This is a genomic window from Pseudobacteriovorax antillogorgiicola (assembly GCF_900177345.1).
GTDB classification, from domain to species: domain Bacteria; phylum Bdellovibrionota_B; class Oligoflexia; order Oligoflexales; family Oligoflexaceae; genus Pseudobacteriovorax; species Pseudobacteriovorax antillogorgiicola.
Map to the genome: position 1 here is coordinate 174030 of NZ_FWZT01000007.1, position 16004 is coordinate 190033.

The 16004-nt window shown below is 46.8% G+C and carries 11 protein-coding genes; 4 read left to right on the top strand and 7 right to left on the bottom strand.

Annotation, left to right across the window (positions count from 1 at the left end; all coding sequences use genetic code 11):
* Positions 1–4: 4 nt before the first annotated feature.
* From B9N89_RS11315 to B9N89_RS11335, 5 genes are all read right to left on the bottom strand, one after another.
* Entirely contained in the window at positions 5–1456 is a 1452-nt protein-coding gene (locus B9N89_RS11315; protein ID WP_159455307.1) for a TolC family protein, read from the bottom strand.
* Between the two features lie 252 nt (positions 1457–1708).
* Positions 1709–2620, bottom strand: coding sequence for a choice-of-anchor J domain-containing protein (locus B9N89_RS11320; protein ID WP_132318353.1), 912 nt, complete (start codon positions 2618–2620; stop codon positions 1709–1711).
* Positions 2621–2713: 93 nt separating this feature from the next.
* On the bottom strand, positions 2714–3301 hold the full coding sequence (locus tag B9N89_RS11325) for a hypothetical protein (protein WP_132318351.1): 588 nt from the start codon (positions 3299–3301) through the stop codon (positions 2714–2716).
* Positions 3302–3365: 64 nt separating this feature from the next.
* A complete protein-coding gene (locus B9N89_RS11330) occupies positions 3366–4115 on the bottom strand; it encodes a ferredoxin--NADP reductase (protein WP_159455308.1) in 750 nt (249 codons plus the stop codon).
* Between the two features lie 142 nt (positions 4116–4257).
* Complete coding sequence (locus tag B9N89_RS11335; RefSeq protein WP_132318347.1) at positions 4258–5268, bottom strand: hypothetical protein; 1011 nt, start codon at positions 5266–5268, stop codon at positions 4258–4260.
* Positions 5269–5614: 346 nt separating this feature from the next.
* On the opposite strand from B9N89_RS11335, the gene secD reads away from it, so the two are divergent.
* Entirely contained in the window at positions 5615–8311 is a 2697-nt protein-coding gene (gene secD / locus B9N89_RS11340; RefSeq protein ID WP_132318345.1) for a protein translocase subunit SecD, read from the top strand.
* Positions 8312–8431: 120 nt separating this feature from the next.
* Here the strand turns inward: secD and B9N89_RS11345 are convergent, their stop codons facing one another.
* Positions 8432–8797: a hypothetical protein gene (locus tag B9N89_RS11345; RefSeq protein ID WP_132318343.1), complete on the bottom strand. Its 366-nt coding sequence runs from the start codon at positions 8795–8797 to the stop codon at positions 8432–8434.
* Positions 8798–9158: 361 nt separating this feature from the next.
* On the opposite strand from B9N89_RS11345, the gene B9N89_RS11350 reads away from it, so the two are divergent.
* From B9N89_RS11350 to speD, 3 genes are read left to right on the top strand one after another with little or no spacing between them, the layout of a single operon-like run.
* A complete protein-coding gene (locus tag B9N89_RS11350) occupies positions 9159–10505 on the top strand; it encodes a bifunctional folylpolyglutamate synthase/dihydrofolate synthase (protein WP_159455309.1) in 1347 nt (448 codons plus the stop codon).
* A complete protein-coding gene (locus B9N89_RS11355) occupies positions 10420–13641 on the top strand; it encodes a putative LPS assembly protein LptD (protein ID WP_143478167.1) in 3222 nt (1073 codons plus the stop codon). The genes B9N89_RS11350 and B9N89_RS11355 overlap by 86 nt, the downstream gene beginning before the upstream one ends.
* A gap of 24 nt (positions 13642–13665) precedes the next feature.
* Entirely contained in the window at positions 13666–14433 is a 768-nt protein-coding gene (speD, locus tag B9N89_RS11360; protein ID WP_132318337.1) for an adenosylmethionine decarboxylase, read from the top strand.
* 38 nt (positions 14434–14471) lie between these two features.
* Here the strand turns inward: speD and B9N89_RS11365 are convergent, their stop codons facing one another.
* Entirely contained in the window at positions 14472–15992 is a 1521-nt protein-coding gene (locus B9N89_RS11365; RefSeq protein ID WP_132318335.1) for a hypothetical protein, read from the bottom strand.
* Positions 15993–16004 lie beyond the last annotated feature (12 nt).

The following is a 16004-nucleotide window of genomic DNA, read 5'->3' on the forward strand; positions in this document are numbered from 1 at the left end:
CCTCTTATGCATTCAAGGGGCAAGGGGTTTGGTTGAAGGTACGGAGGTAGTCGAGAAGTGTATTGACTACCAGTAGGTAAGCATCCACCTCTTTCAACTGACTATCCTGTAAAGAGTCTTGTTCATTAATCAACTCCATAATTGAGATTCTCGCTTGTCGATACTGTTTCTCGATAGCTATGGAGCTCTTCTTAAGGAGTTGGGTATTGCGCTTTTGATGTTCTATGGTTTCATAGAGAATTTTAATTTGTGGGCCGATGCTCTGTTTTTGAGCAGCTAATTGAGCGACTAGTTTTTGGCGCTCGGCTTGATAGACTGATTCTTCAAGACTCAAGCGAGCGAGTTTACTTCGAGTTTTGCTCTGATCAAGAGGCATGGTCAGAGATAAAGCTATGGAGAAGCCATTGATCGGTTGATCGTAGACATTTTTAAAGGATTCGTCATAGGCATCGGCACGACCGAGAACTGTATACGCTCCCGTGAGTGATAGATCTATGTCATCGTAAGTTTCCGTAATGGTGCGATCCAGCCGATGCTGCTTGTCGAGCAGTGCGAGTGATTCTTTATACATAGTATCGGCAAGAGGGTCCCGGTCCCGGCTTTGGATACTGACGGTACACTGCATCACGTCAGCTACAATCTTATCGAGTTTTACACTTTTTAATGCGATATCATGAGACCCTAGCTCAGGAAGTAGAGTTTTGAGTTGTTGCTCCAGTTGGGTTCTTTGGAATGCGAGAGCCTTGACCACATTTTCACGAGATACCACCTGAGCCCTCAGTCGGGCGACATCAGCGACATCAGCTACAGAAGAGCGATAGCGTCGCTCTGTTTCCGCGAGTTGGCGCTTAGCACCTTTTAAGAGCCCTTTGGCTAATCCTTGTGATTGCTCATTGGCAACAAGAGCCCAGTAAATCTTTCGAAGTTCGAACTCGAAGGATTTTTGTTGGATCTGTGCTTCAATATCGTTGCGTTGTTGTTCAGCAAACGCTCGCTCTACCTCAGCTTGATCGAGACTTCCTAGAAAGTTTTTCCATAGATCCATGGTGAGGCTTGCTTCGAAATTGGTGCTGGTGAAGTCTTTTAGCAATCCATCTGTGGTACTGCGTTGATCATTACTTACAGCGAGTTTCGAGCTGAAGCCCTTACCGAGATTGGATTGAATTCCAACCGAAACCGTTTTGGTTGGTCCAAAGACCACGGCCCCTGGGTAAAGGGCCTGCTCGTTGGTGTCGGTGTAATTCGCGCTCGAAACAAGATTCGTGCTGTAGCGCTCATGGCTGAGAGTCGATTGCAGGCGCCCTTGCTTTCGAAGAGCTTCAATCTGCTTGCCCGTGGGGTTCTGTTTGCGAGCTAAAGTAATGATATCACTCTCAGAAAGCTCCATGGGAGCAGCCCAGGAGGGCGTCACAGAGAGAGCGATCACGGCCGTTATTAAGTATCTTATCGGGTTCATAGGAATTTCCATTTGATTCAAACGTTCGTTTCATACAGTCGTATTGTTAATCCATTTATCGGCAAGTGCAAGGAGAAGTTAATTCAAACGTTCGTATTAATTATAAGTAGCTGTGTGTAAAGGAGAAATAAAGATAAAAAACTGTTGCAGTGAGTTTCGAGGTGGGCTGAATAAATGTATTTATTAGCTCATAAAGATTATTTTGCTGTGACGAGACGCAGCGGGAGCGCGAGGCTGCTCCCCTATAGACTGTTACTTTGCAACTACAACAGATCGAATTTGCCAACGTGGTTTTATGAGTTCATCCGCAGCAACTTTGTAAGCGAAAGCGATGACAATAGACTGCCCTTCGAAGCCTTCCAAAGAAAAGCGTTGAGATACCTTTTCTTTGCTGAATGTCTCCTCACTGATCGGCAGCGATGATGCGATATCAAATGTTTCCCAAGTAGCTGTCGCAAAGTCGCCATCATAGTCAGCAGATACCTTCACCTGAAGCATGTCAGTCATTTTTTCAAGGTCAGTGCCATATGCAATGACATTGGTAAAGGCGAAGAATGGGTTAGCGATACCTGCAAGGTCGATGGCTGGGGAAATCAACCAGGTCTCAACGAGTTCATCACTACCAAATGCTGAGGCCTGAGCGAAGTTTACACCCTGAAAAGAGCTAAGCTGCCACTTGGCCAAGCCAGAGAGGTTCTTAACTTCAAAGTTGCCATGCCCTTCGCTGAAGTCTTCTGAAAAAATTTCGGAGTCTTTGCTAACCAAAATAGGGTTGATGTAGAGATCTGAAAGGCTAGTCCCGTCGACTTCACAGATATGAAGATCGATCCTGTTTTTTCCTGGCGCGATTTCGAAGGTATTATTATTGGTACGATAGATTTCAGAACAGAACCGGCTTGAAAAAAGGGTTGTGTTGTTTGCGTCAAGGTAGTCTAGTTCGATTTTGTACTCACCAGGATTCAGTTGAGCGTCAATGGAGCCACTACCACGGAACTCAAACGTTTCTTGAGCTGTACTAGCAGTTAAGTAGAATTTGGAATAATCTGCGTCGATTTCAGCCAGGTCAATGGATGCGAGGTTTGAACTTGTTTCCTGCTGCTTTTCCGTTGCGCAGCCATTAAGCATCAGAATGGTCGAGACAAATAGTCCTGAGAAAGTTTTCATTGGAAATCCTTGTTTTAGTTTTCAATAAATAGCTAACGATCGACTCTCGTATCGAAGAAATATTGCAATATGGGGAACGATAACCTGACGCGGCTACGCGATGCCTTCTGTAAGTTGATTTGACTCTCTTGCACGCAACCTAGAAACCTTTACGAGCTTGATCTTAGCACTCAACGTTACAGCTGTTGGAATGAGGGTTGGGGTTAAGGCGATGGCCATCCAGACTGTATCAAGAACTCGACTGGAAAAACTTGGGTCGAATGATCGATGAGAGAAAAACTGGAGGCCTGCGAGTAGAGCTATGGCTGCCAAGACATGGTTGAACAGTCCAAATGTTATTTTGGCAAGCGTCTCGCTGCGGGGCGATATTATTGGGAGACCAGGATGGCGAACTGAACCATAAATGTAGAGGCGTAAAAAAGGCACTCCTAAAATAGCAACGACCGATGCTAAAACTTGTGACCCCGTGAAGATTAAAAAGTCATCTGTAATCAAACCAACGCTTGTACGAAGCTCTCTACCTGACAAATAGTCGAATAAAAGTATGGCTAGAGGCCCTAGCATTAGAGTTGCTGGGAAAAACCATCTCGGCAGACGTTGTGGATCACTCTTATTGAGTGCCCAAAGCCATCGTCTAATTTTCGCTTGATCTTCAGTCGAAAAGCTCTCGATCCAATCCAAAGTGGCACTCCCCCTGCTGTTAACTCGAACCTCGCCATATGGGGAACGAGGTACGGGTCTCATGCTAAAAAAACGACTCTGTTTGGGCATGTTCCTTCTCGACACCCTTGCTGATGGCATGCTCCACAACCATGGTCATCAAAGCTTCGGGGCCACAAGTCAAAAAGGTTGTATTGTCGTACTGACCATCCACTGCTTTATCTAACATCTCGGTGCTTGGGCGACCGTACCAAAAACCCTCAGCTTGGGCATCTTCCCGAGTCAGCGTTGTGATGACCTTAATTCCAGGTTTATTTTGGAGGCTTTCGAGTACATCCCAACAGATCAAATCTTTTTTGGAACGGTAGGCGACTAACAAAGTCATCGTTTCTGGGGCACCATCGGTTCCGAGACAGTCCGCATACTCCCTAAGAATGCTAATAAATGGTGTGACACCACTTCCTGCGCCGACCATGACAAGGTTTTTGTGGCACTTTTCAGGATTAAAAACGAAGCGACCAATAGGTCCACGAGCTTTCAGAATATCGCCCTCTTTAAGCTCGTCGCACATCCAGTTGCTGATCAAACCACCTTCGACCCGCTTTATGGTGCATGCTGAAAATGCCTTTTCACAAGGAGAGCTGGACATGGTGTAAGAGCGAACGATGGGCTTGTCTGAAATTCCATCGTAGCGAAATGTCAGATACTGTCCGGCAATATAATCGAAAGCATGCTCGTTATCATCAGCATCTATGAAATAGAAGGTCTTTGTGTCCCAGGTTTCCTCGGTGATCTTCGCAATCTTAAGGTTCATCCAGCCTTTTTTTCGTCGCATCATGGGTTTCCTTTGTTGGTGTGCGGGTGTGAACCACGTTCAAGCACCCCACTATAGCGAAAGGCTTTCGGGCCAGCAATGGCGAAGAGAGCTAGCCTCTAGGGCTAGGCAACCTTCGGGAATGGCAACGGGACAAGAGGGGTTAAGGTAGGATAGGAAAGAAGTCGAGAGGGACCGCTAAAGTCTTGGTCGTCTTCTCTTCGATAGACAACGTCCAAGGTTCACCGTTGCGATTGTAGAAATAGGCTAGCTCACCAGTGTCATAATAACCGTTGCCATCGCTATCTAGAAAGACGAAGAGATAGTATCGGCCAAGGTCAATGCTTGGGCTTAAGAATTGAGCCTTGCCTTGTTGGCCTATGATAAGGAATTCTTTACTCTCCATGATGAACTGTTTTGCTGCTAGCTGGTCAATGTTGGCATTGTCGTGGAGTTGAATGACCAGTCGACGATTCTGCTCGATCATTGCCTCTTCAGGCATCGAGATGTTCAGCCTCATCTTGCCATTGTAGTCGATTTGACCGTTAGGGTCTTCGAAAAGCCGATTAATATGTATATGAACCATGGGTGCCATGTCATAAGGTTTGATTAAGACTCTCTCCGGCTGGGAGATTGCGCCAAAAATCCCGTAAGCATCCCCTACGGGGTCCATACCCTGTAACGCTGGAGGGAGTGCCTGATCGGGGCGATTGCTAAGGTAGGCACGAAAATAGTATTCGCCTGGTTCTAGGAACATCTCTTCTCGCGATGTTGAGTGCGGGAACGTGGCATCGAAGCTACTTATCCTTAGTGTCGACTGAGCGGCCCCTGCGAAATCAGGGTTGTTATAGGCTTCAATCCAAAGAGTCGCTCTTGGGCCTAGATCTTCCGCAAGTTGATAGTGAGCCATCACCCCTACTGTTTGGCAGGACTCTGAGCTACAGTTTGGCTTCCAGGAATAGTCTTGTCCGGACTTGTTAGGTTTTTTTCCGCAATAATCATAAGGGGAATCACTCCTGCATTCGTCGAATTCGTAGTTATTGGAATCCGGCCAAAAATAGATATGGCCGTCATAATGTTCTGGCTCGTCTTCGACAATGAAGGCACAGGCATTGCTGAGCAAGGCAAGAATTACGACAGAAAGACTGATAGTGGTATAACGAAGGTTGATCATGGCTCTCCTCCATAAGCTTCGCATGTGTGTGTCGGCAGAGCTTTTGCGAAGACTGTGCCAAAGGAAGTGCTGTTGGTTTTCTGAGGGTTCGAGGCCTAAGGCCATTGATTTATAGGAAATTCTCTGCAAGACTTGGGGCACACATCTGTTATTTCTAAGATACAGCTGCTTGTATTTGCCATGCTCTCGGCGAGGGTTTTCAATTAGGACATCATGAAACGATTGACATACTTAATCATAGATAACATAAAAAAGTGCTGAAAGTTCTTAGCAGTCGGGGTATCTGTTTACGATCATCCCGTTGCGGTGACTGAGTTTAATAGTTGTTAAATGGAGTGACTCCAGAATGAAATCGATCCGTTCCCGTGTAGCCTTAATCGTTGCACTAACCTTGGGAGCAATCTACTACATCTCCCCCACATTGATTTATTTTTCCCAGGATAAAGACGTACGTAACGATCAAGAAGCGCTGGATCAGGCAATTCCGAATTGGTTGCCAAAAAAGCATATCAAGCTCGGCCTCGACTTGCAGGGTGGTGTGCAGTTAGTGCTTGGGGTCGATACAGAAGTTGCGATCGATAACAAACTCAGCCGCGTGGGTACTGAAATTACTCGCTGGGCTAATGAAGAAAAAAAGCAAGTGAAGGAAGCTTTTGCTTTGAAAGGCAAGCAAACCCTTCGCGTTGTTCTTGAAGAAAATGTGAGCCGTGGTGAATTCAAAGGCGACCTTGCCGAGGAGTTCCCTGGACTTGAGCAGGTTGAGCGAGATGGTCAGCAGATTGACTTTAAATACAGCGAAGCACAGCTGACGCGAATCCGTAAGGCGGCCCTTGAGCAGGCGGAACGAGTGGTTCGCAACCGTGTCGATAAGTGGGGTGTTTCTGAGCCTTCCATCAACCGCCGTGCAGATGGTTCGGTCTTGGTTCAGCTGCCTGGCTTTAAAGATCCTAGCCGTGCTCGTGAGTTGCTTGGCCGAACTGCACAGCTCAAGTTTAAGATGCTCGACGAGGAATTCAAAGGTTTCGAAAGCCTCGTCAATAAGCTACCTGAAGGCGTAACCTTTGAGCGCCGTGGTAACAAGCGTGCCATCGCTCTGATTTCTGAAGATAAGCAAGCTATCGTCGACTTAACGAAGGGGCTGGTTCCTGAAGGTCGCGAACTGCTGTTTGAAGAGACCAGTATCGCAGCAGGTAAGAAGACTCGTTATACAGGCCAAGTTTTGAAAGCTGCCACGGAGCTCAGTGGTGAGGATGTTCTTGATGCCAATGTAACTTACGATCCGAACTCTCTTGATAACCGACCTGCTGTATCTCTTAAATTTACAGCCGTTGGTGGTAAGCGTTTTGCTGATGTCACAGGTGCTAATGTTGGCAACCGTATGGCTATCGTTTTGGATAATGTGATCGTTTCTGATCCAGTGATCCAGGGGCGTATCGCCGGTGGGGTTGCTCAGATTACGCTTGGTTCTGATAAAGGGCGTCAGGAAATCCAGGAAGAAGCGCAAGAGTTATCTTTGATCCTTCGTTCTGGTGCGCTACCCGCTCCTATTACTATTCTTGAGGAACGGCAAGTTGGTGCGACTCTTGGTCCAGAGTTGGCAAATCAAGGGGTCACATCTGTGCTTGTTGGTCTTGTGCTGGTCTTGATCTTTATGGTTATCTACTATCGCCGTCCGGGTATGCTATCGTCGATTGCACTCGTGCTAAATGGTGTTTTCCTCTTGGCGCTGATGGCAAGCTTTGGTTTTGCCCTTACGTTGCCGGGTTTTGCAGGTTTCGTTCTGACTTTAGGTATGGCAGTTGATGCGAACGTACTGATCAATGAGAGGATTCGTCAGGAGCTGAGAGAAGGTCGCGTTGCTAAGAAGGCTGTAGAAAACGGCTTCGGAAAAGTATTCTGGACGATTATTGACGCGAACGTAACCACCTTGATTGCCGCCTTCGTTCTTTTAGAGACTAATTCGGCTGGCCCTATCAAAGGTTTCTCAGTTGCCTTGATCCTCGGTCTCCTAGTATCCATGTTCACATCGTTGTTTGTGACCAAGGCACTATTCGAGTTCGCTATCGATCGCAATCTATCTGACAAGAAAATTCGGGCTTGGTTGGGTGCTCCGAAAGAGGGTTCTCAAGTGAAGTCTAGTATCGACTTCCTCCGATTCGGAAAAATGGCTGCATCTATCGGACTCGCTGTGGTTGTTGGTGTTTTTGCAGTTGGTGGTGCCAAAGGGATGAATTGGTCAGTCGACTTTGCAGGTGGTACCGAGCTTGAGCTTCTATTCGATAAGGCAGTTGATGCCCAGAATATCCGTTCTTCACTCGAAGCAGCAGGCGTACCTTCACCAACTCTTCAGGAGGTTGGTGGCCAAGACAAGCACTATCTCGTTCGCTTCGAGAGCTTAGAAGGCGGTGATAATCTAAAAGCCTCGGAGGCGGTCCAAGATATCCGTGCGAAGCTTCTGGCTGATCTGAAGGACTTCGGCCCAGATCTTCAGCGCGTTGACTTCGTTGGGCCTCTGATTGGTAAGGAGCTTCGAAAGCAAGGAATTCTTTCTGTTGCCCTCGCGATCTTAGGCGTTCTGGTTTATATTGGCTTGCGTTTCGACATGCGCTTCGGCCCAGGTGCGGTATACAAAATGTTGCAGGATGTATTCGTCATCCTTGGCTTCTACTTGTTCTTCCAGCGTTCCTTCGACTTGACATCGGTCGCGGCACTTCTCACCGTAGTGGGTTACTCGGTGAACGACACCATCGTCATCTACGATAGGATTCGTGAGAATTTAACTCTGAACCCAAGACGTAAGCTTTATGAGAACATCAATATTTCTCTAAACGAAACTCTCACCAGAACTATCAATACCTCGATCACAACGATCGTTGCCTTGATTGGTATCCTGTTATTTGGCACAGCTCAGATCTGGAACTTTGCAGCGGCGATGGCCATTGGTGTGTTGGCAGCTACTCTGTCATCAACCTTTATCGCCACCTCGTTCATTCTGTGGTCTGAAAAGTGGAGGAAGTCGCGCGCGGCAGCTGCTTCCGCATAGGTTGCTAGCAATCTAAATGGATTCTTAGCCCTGGATATCCGGCAATATTCAGGGACGACACGAAAAAGCTCAGAAGCTGTGGAAGGCTTCTGAGCTTTTTGAGGGTATAGGATGGAATTGCTAAAGCAGTTCCATATCAGTAATCGAGCTTCCAGAGAGAGCGTCTGAGTACTGAAAGTCTTTCGTAGGAATCACGTCATTCGTACGGTTTGATGATTTGAATGTCCCTTGATAGATGGAGCACTCAATATAGTCAAAAACTTTCGGGAAAGGGTGGTGGAGACATTCTTGTTGATTTGCCATGTCAACCTTCACTGGCACAGCTTTCTTCGCCCCCTTACGCTGGGGTTTCTTTGCATCGAATCCCCCCTCTTCCATCAAAGCTTGCTTGATGGCTAAACCGCATAAGCTTCTAAATTCGATACTCTTCTGATCGTCTGCAAGTTGACCATGTCGAACAAGATGTGGACAGCGTTTACAAAGCATCCTATGCCCTTCCCTGGTAATGTGTGCTGGTCCAGACAATAGGGCCTTATTGGCTCACAGCCAGACAGCAAAGTATTAAAATTTTTGGGGTTAAAGTAATCTTAGGGGATGCTTTGACAGGTTTCAATGGTTAATACTTGTCGCTTTCTGGAAAAAGGATTTGATCTCCGAAGGAAAATACGTGTCTTTGGGAGCAATATTAACTCCTTAGAAAACTTGGCAAAAACGCTGCTCACCCCAAAAAACACTAGATTATTTTCAGCAGACATGTTCGACCGGTGGGCCAGGGTTTGATGATGACGATCGGTGACTTGTCTGGTAGAACCTGGCCGGAGAGATCGGCTGCTTTAAAGGGCTTATGATGGTGACACTAAATTTTGAAGAACTCTTTAGTAAACGTCTCGGGGCTATCAAGCCAGGCTTAGAGCGAATTTCAAGAGCGTACGATTGTCTTGGTCAACCTGCCGAAGGTGCCTTCAATATCCTGGTCGGTGGTACTAACGGCAAGGGTGGAACCAGTGGCTTTCTCTGGGCATTTTTAGCTCATGGTAGAAAGGCTGGTCTGTTTACTTCGCCACACTTGAGGTCCTTTGGTGAACGATTTCAGTTGAGCCACGAGCCTCTTGAGGAAAGCCATATTCATGATACTTGGCACGAGCTGAAAGAGCAGCTGGGCTCGTTCTATGACGAACTCTCCTTTTTTGAATTGGCAACGCTTATAGCCTATGACTGCTTCGCAAAGAAGGGTACTGAATTCAACGTTATGGAAGTTGGTCTTGGTGGGCGCTGGGATAGCACAAACGTTGTGAATCCAGACTTAGCTATTGTGACGTCGATTTCTAGGGATCATGAAGAGTTTCTAGGGTCAAACTTGCTTGGTATTGCCAAGGAAAAGTTGGGGATTTGTCGACCTAATGCACCGCTGATCTGGGGCGGTGGTGGTGAAGCCGAAGGAGACCCAGAAGTTGAGAGCTATCTGGATAACTTTTGCCTTGAGCACAATATCCCCTTGTTTCGTTGGGAAAAAAGTTTTTCATGCAATGGAAATGAATTTTGGCTCTCGGTCAATGCTACTAAAAACCACTATGACTTTCCCTATGGGCTTCGTCGAGCCCCGACCTTTGTAAAGCGCAACTTTACTTTGGCAGCAGTAGCCTATGAACTGATCCGATGCCACGATCCATCCCTACCTGAGTTGACTCAGGTTTTAGCTTCATTTCCAAGCCCGATGCTACCTTGCCCAAACTCTCTGGTGGGGCGATTTCAGAGGATGACCTTGGACGATAAATATGTCATCTTTGATGTTTGTCATAATCCGGATGGTATGAATCAGTTAACACGAAACTTGGAGTTATCTGGTTTGCAGGCTGGAACAGCTTTGATATCCATCTTAAAAGACAAAAAGTTCGATGAGATGCTCGATATTGCGAAGGAAACCTTTTCTCAGGTGCTCTTGTTTGGTATCGAACATGAACGGGGTTTTTCCCTAGCAGATCTTGCTGCACGCCATCAAGATCTGGCGTACTTCGGCAGGTTCTCCGATGCTTGGGCTTCCATCCCTCAGAGCAATCGGGCGAGTCCCTTGGTGATCTGTGGGTCCGTGTTGGCAGTAGGAAGGGTGTTTGAGCAGTTTGAGAAAGATCCAAAAGAATTCACGTGTGATCAAGTTTTGCTGGGTACTTGGGCTAACCCTGAGTCTCCTGACTGATAGGTCGCTTATAGGACAAGAGCAAAACTTCGACTTAGGGGAAGCCGCCCTTCTCGACTTGCGTGATCGTAAAACATTTGATGATGATGAATTTGACCAACTGGGCCTAAGAATGGGTGACCGCTTCCTCTACGATGCCCAGACCATTGGCTTCGATAAGGATGGCAAGCGATACATCTTTCAAGGTGATGTGGTTCTGATTGGGGGGGCCTCTATCATCACCGCTGATACCATTGAAATTGACTACAGTAAAAAAGAGTTACAAGCCCGCGGTCACGTAATCATGTTGAGCCGCAATCAGGTGTTTACGGGTACTAAGATCACCATGTACTGGGAAACCAGTGACTTCATCATCGACGACTCGGTGATGGTGGTGAACGATGGGGCTCGGGCTAAGCAGGTGATCGAGCAGGTCCTAGGCGTTAGCCCAGAGGAGTCTGACTTTGTCGCTGCTAAGGCTCAGTACCTGACATCTATTGAAAGCGACAAGCTTGAACTCAGGCAAAGAGTGATTGAAACGATCCAAGACGAAGATGATCTATCCCAAGAGATTGTCGACGACTATGCACTGCTTCTGGAGAGACAAATCCTCGCCCAAGCCAATATGAATCCATCGTTGGCAAAAAAAGGCGAAAAGAAACGTCGGAGCTACCTCAAGCGCCGCAAGTATTGGGAGGAGTCTCGGGAAAATGAAGAAGGTCGTGAGCTGCCGCAAAAATACTACCTTAAGATCACGGGTCGAACTATCGAGCGAAAGAATGATAACGATTACTTCGCTGATGACGCGATTGTAACCCCTTGCAAGTGCGAGGATGATGAAACTCCGGCCTGGGGCTTTCGGGCTGATCATATCGAGGCCCAAGAAGAGGGCTATGTGGATCTCTATCACCCGGTTCTTACCATAAAGGGTGTTCCCCTTCTTTATATTCCGTTTCTTAAGGTGCCGTTCAAAACCCAACGCCAATCTGGTTTTTTGATGCCTGGTTTCCAAACCGGTGATCAGAAAAACGGCTTTGTGTATACCCAGCCGGTATACTTCAACTTAGGTGACGACAAAGATTCCACAGTGACCTTCGATCTGTACCAGAAGCGAGGGACTCGGCTTGGTGTCGAAGCTCGCTACGAAATTAAAGAGTACAGTGGCTTCGAACTCAATATGGAAACGATTCGTGATCGCGCTTGGCTTCAGCAAACAGCCTTGCGGGAAGAGCTTCTGAGCTATCATCGCCAGAACCTAAGCGACATTGATAATATCGAAAACATAGCTAATTATGGGAATGCCTGTGACACTAGCACACCTGATGGAATCGATACATGCTTGGAGCTAGTTGAAGACAACCTTGCAGCGCCCTCGAATACCTGGAGAGGCAAACAGGAATGGAATGGCCGATTGTTCCTAAGCCCTGAGCTTTCTCTTGTGAGTCGTGGTAGTCTGGTTTCAGATCATCGCTATGTTGAAGATCTCTATTTGCCGGAAGATTATGTGGCTGCATTCTCGACCCGCGCTCAGGCGAATGCCTTCTCAACGGCTAAGGCGAGGCTGAACTATAACCACTCCGACTTCTTTCTCGGGCTTGGAACAAGCTACGGTGATAATGTTCTATTAGAAAATCAATTTAAGGGCTTTCAAATCCCTGCTCACTTTAAGCTTAATACTCGTTTGTTCTCCATCAACCCGCAGCAGTACCTAGGAATTCCCATTTATGTAGATCTTGAGGCAGAGAGCTTCCTGATCGATGACAATCAGGGTAGCTTGACCAATCAAGACCGAGATTTAGAAACTCTGGGCAACGGCACTTGGCAGAGGGCTAATCTAGGCTTGATCTCGCCCATCGTTCGCGAGGGTATCGTCAGGGTTGATCACTTCTCCGATTTGGAACTCAGGCGCATTACCCACGAGGGTTTAGAGCAAGACAGCAGCACAATAGAAAGCTGGCGCTCGGGACTCACCGTCAATCTGCCGATTGACGGTATGGGGCCATTGCCTAGTATCTTCCAAAACGACGATGAGCAAACAAAATACCTACATCACATCATGAACTGGTCGATGACTTATTCCGCACGACCTGTGGTGACAAGACGAGGCCTCTATGGAAGCGAGGATACCAATGGCACTCCTCTCGTTTACTTTGCGTCCGATCGAGATTTTCTCACCACCGACGGTCGCGATGTTAGCTCGGAAGACACGATGATTCCTCACCAAAGGGTAACACTAGCCACGACTCACCGTTGGAAAACCTTTGACAGGGGCTGGCAGGTGATACCAGGAAAGATTCCAGAAGTGGAAGAGAATAAGGAAAAGATCGAGAGCCTCCATGAGCAGGCTAAACGGGAGCTGTTATTTAGCTTAGATCGACGGATTGGCAAGGACGAGCGTATCTTTAAAGAGAACGACGACGGGTCCATCGATTGGTATATCAATCGCTATAAACTGCAGGATTCTAATTCGATTGAACCAGTCAATTTTAGCGCCTCAATGACCTTTGACTTTGAGCAGGAGCGTCTGCGTCAGGATCAAATTCAAGAAAATAAAGACTTGGAACAGCAGGCTTCGGTAGCTAGTGACGAGCTAGCAGAGGAGTTGCGTGCCCAGAAAGTTCCTTACTACTCACTGCCTGAGTCATGGAGTGGCCCCTACTTTAGTCTCGGGCTCAACTGGGCTGGCTACAACCTGACCACCAGTGTGAACTATAACATATATAAAAGAACCTCGACCTCGACCCGTTTTGATTTATCCTTGCCACCGTTTTGGAAAACCAGCCTGGGGCTTAGCTACATCTTTGAAAAGAGCCCTGAATTGGAACCAACAACAGGTGATCTTTTGTTCAAGCAAACCAAGACCACGACCATGGGCATATCCACTGGCTTGATTCCCTACATCTCTACCGGCATCAACTTGGTGCAAAGACAAGTAGAAGGTAACGATAGCCAGTACGGAACATCGGTCAACCTATCCTATACCGATGACTCAGGCTGCTGGGGTTTGCGATTTGTAAGAGAGAAGGATCTCAATGTTGACGAGGCCAACGCCAACTATATTTTGCAGCTATCGGTGATTTTTTTGGGTAACAGTCGATCTGGTGATCTTTCTCCAGCTTTGGAACGAGAGATTCCAAGATTTACATTTACCCGCTAGAAGAATGTTCAAGGGGAGGAAACAATGAAGCGAATTGCGGCCTTTGATGGGCCTATTAAATTGGATGGATTTAATAACCTCACCAAAGCCTTGAGCTTCAACCTTTATGATTTTTGTGTTGCTCGTAACGAGAAAGAGCAAGAAGCCTATGTGAAGTATATTTACGATCGCTATAGCGCTAGCCGCATTACAGAAATTCTTAAGGGCATTTGCCAGATCATCGAGGCTAATGTTCTCGCTGTTTCCGATCAAGACTATGACCCTTGGGGGGCCTCATCCCTGGTGCTGATGAGTGATATCAAAGGTAGTGGAGTTAGCGAGGTGAATATGCATCTTGATAAGAGCCACATCTGCGCTCATACTTACCCTGATTTTCGGGAAGATGGTAAAGTCTGCACCTTTCGTGTTGATATCGATATTGCAACCTGTGGCGAGATATCACCTCTTCGGGCTCTGAACTATATGTTCGAAGCGTTTGAGTCAGATGTGGTGGTCTCTGATTATGTGGTTCGTGGCTATACCCGTGATACTCAAGGACGCAAAGTGTTTATGGATCATGAGTTAAGTAGCATTCAGGACTATATCGACCCCAAAATTCTTCAGGATTATCATTGTGTAGATCTTGCTCTCCAGTCTGAAAATATATGGCAGACTAAGATGCTAAGAACCCGGATGGATGAAGCGTCCTACTTCATCGAAGACGTCGACACCAAAGATCCTCAGATCCAATCCTATCTGAAGCTTGTGAAAGAAGAGATGCGCAGCTTAGTATTTATGTGGCCTGAGTCTTAGCTCAAGCCCGATGTAAGACATCTTTCGGGTAGTCACCACTAAAGAGAATAGCTAATCTTCAGTTCGACCGCCTTTTTAGGGTCTAAGCCATTGATAATGACAGCATTGCCATCGAGTCTATACCACTGTCGATCTAAGACCTTGCCATTAAGTTCAACTTTAGAGATTAACCGAGGGCTTAGCTTGAGGTTAAAGCTTGGCTCTTCCACATTGGCGTTTTGTACCAAATTCTTGAGTAGTTTGGCGTAGTCTGGCTCATCACAGATATCAAAGGTCAGTCCTCCTGAATCCTCTGCAAGCTTGTAGTAACTGGCATCAGAGAATGATTCGCCAAGGGAGCAGTCAGTGGAGTGCCGGGGTGCGAAGGCGTGGAATTTGAGGTTCTTAATTTGATTGTCGATTCTTACTAGCCTACGTAGCGAATTGTATTCTTTGATATTGTCTCTTAGCTCTCGATTGCCATTGCCTGGATCATGAGTGTCTGAAATGAAAATCACGTGAACCATGGCATCGCGGCGAAAGAGTTGGTGTCCGGTATTTTTTAGGAGCAATTGCTCAAATGCTGTGATACCAGCCTCAGCGTTGGCATCAGAGAGACTTGTCTGTAGAGCTGCTCTGAGACAAAATGTCTCCTGATTTGCCGTTTTTTGGTAGGGGCGAAACCACTTCTCGCGACAACCATCGAGTCTATAGTTTTCCTGAATCTGAGTATTATTTGGATATAGGTTGCGATAGTTTTGAATGGCATCAGCATTCACAAAGTCTAGGAAACCTGGCTCTTGACGAAGGTCTAAGCCATGTTTTAACCAGGGGGCCGAGCCATAACTCTTGTGGCGCAAACCCAAGTCGTCCAGTTGGGCAACCCCAGTAGTCATGACCGCTAGCATACTGTTGTTGGAGAAATTTTTTGGGTCTTTTAAGACCCGAACGAAACCATCATAGACTTTGCTGATGAGTCTTCGGGTGGAACTGGAGTTATCAATGACGAATAGGTAATCGACCTTGGGGTCTGGTGTCCCGTACTGGAATGATTCAGCAAAGGTCTCGTTCAGGCCTTCGAATTTTTTTATGGCATCGCGATAAAATCCATTCCGACAATCGATACGACCCGTAGTTGTTTGCTGGGCGTTTCTAAATGCAGACGTGATACTAAGGTCTAAGTAATCGGGAAATTGGTTATGGATGATTTCCGCGACAATGTTCACTGTATCTTCTGACCCATCAGGGTTTCGAAACATGTCATCGAAGTCTCTGCTTTGGTGCAAATTACCAATGGGTAGCACAAGCTTGCCCTGGGATACCTGATAAGGCTCCAAAGATATGAATCTGAGATCATTAAACTGCAGTTGTGGATCGCTGCAGATCTTTGTCTTCAGTATCGAAAACGCTGATAAATTAGCTTGTTGTGTTTGTGATTGGTGTGAGTCGTGTTGCGTCGCTCTCAAGAGGCGATTCACTTGAAATGCCTGGTTCACCATAACAGCCCCCGATATCAAGCCTGCCATGGATAAGGTTAAAAGTGGTGCCGAACCTCTTTGGTCTGCAAAGATTTTTCTCATGCTTGGTCCCTC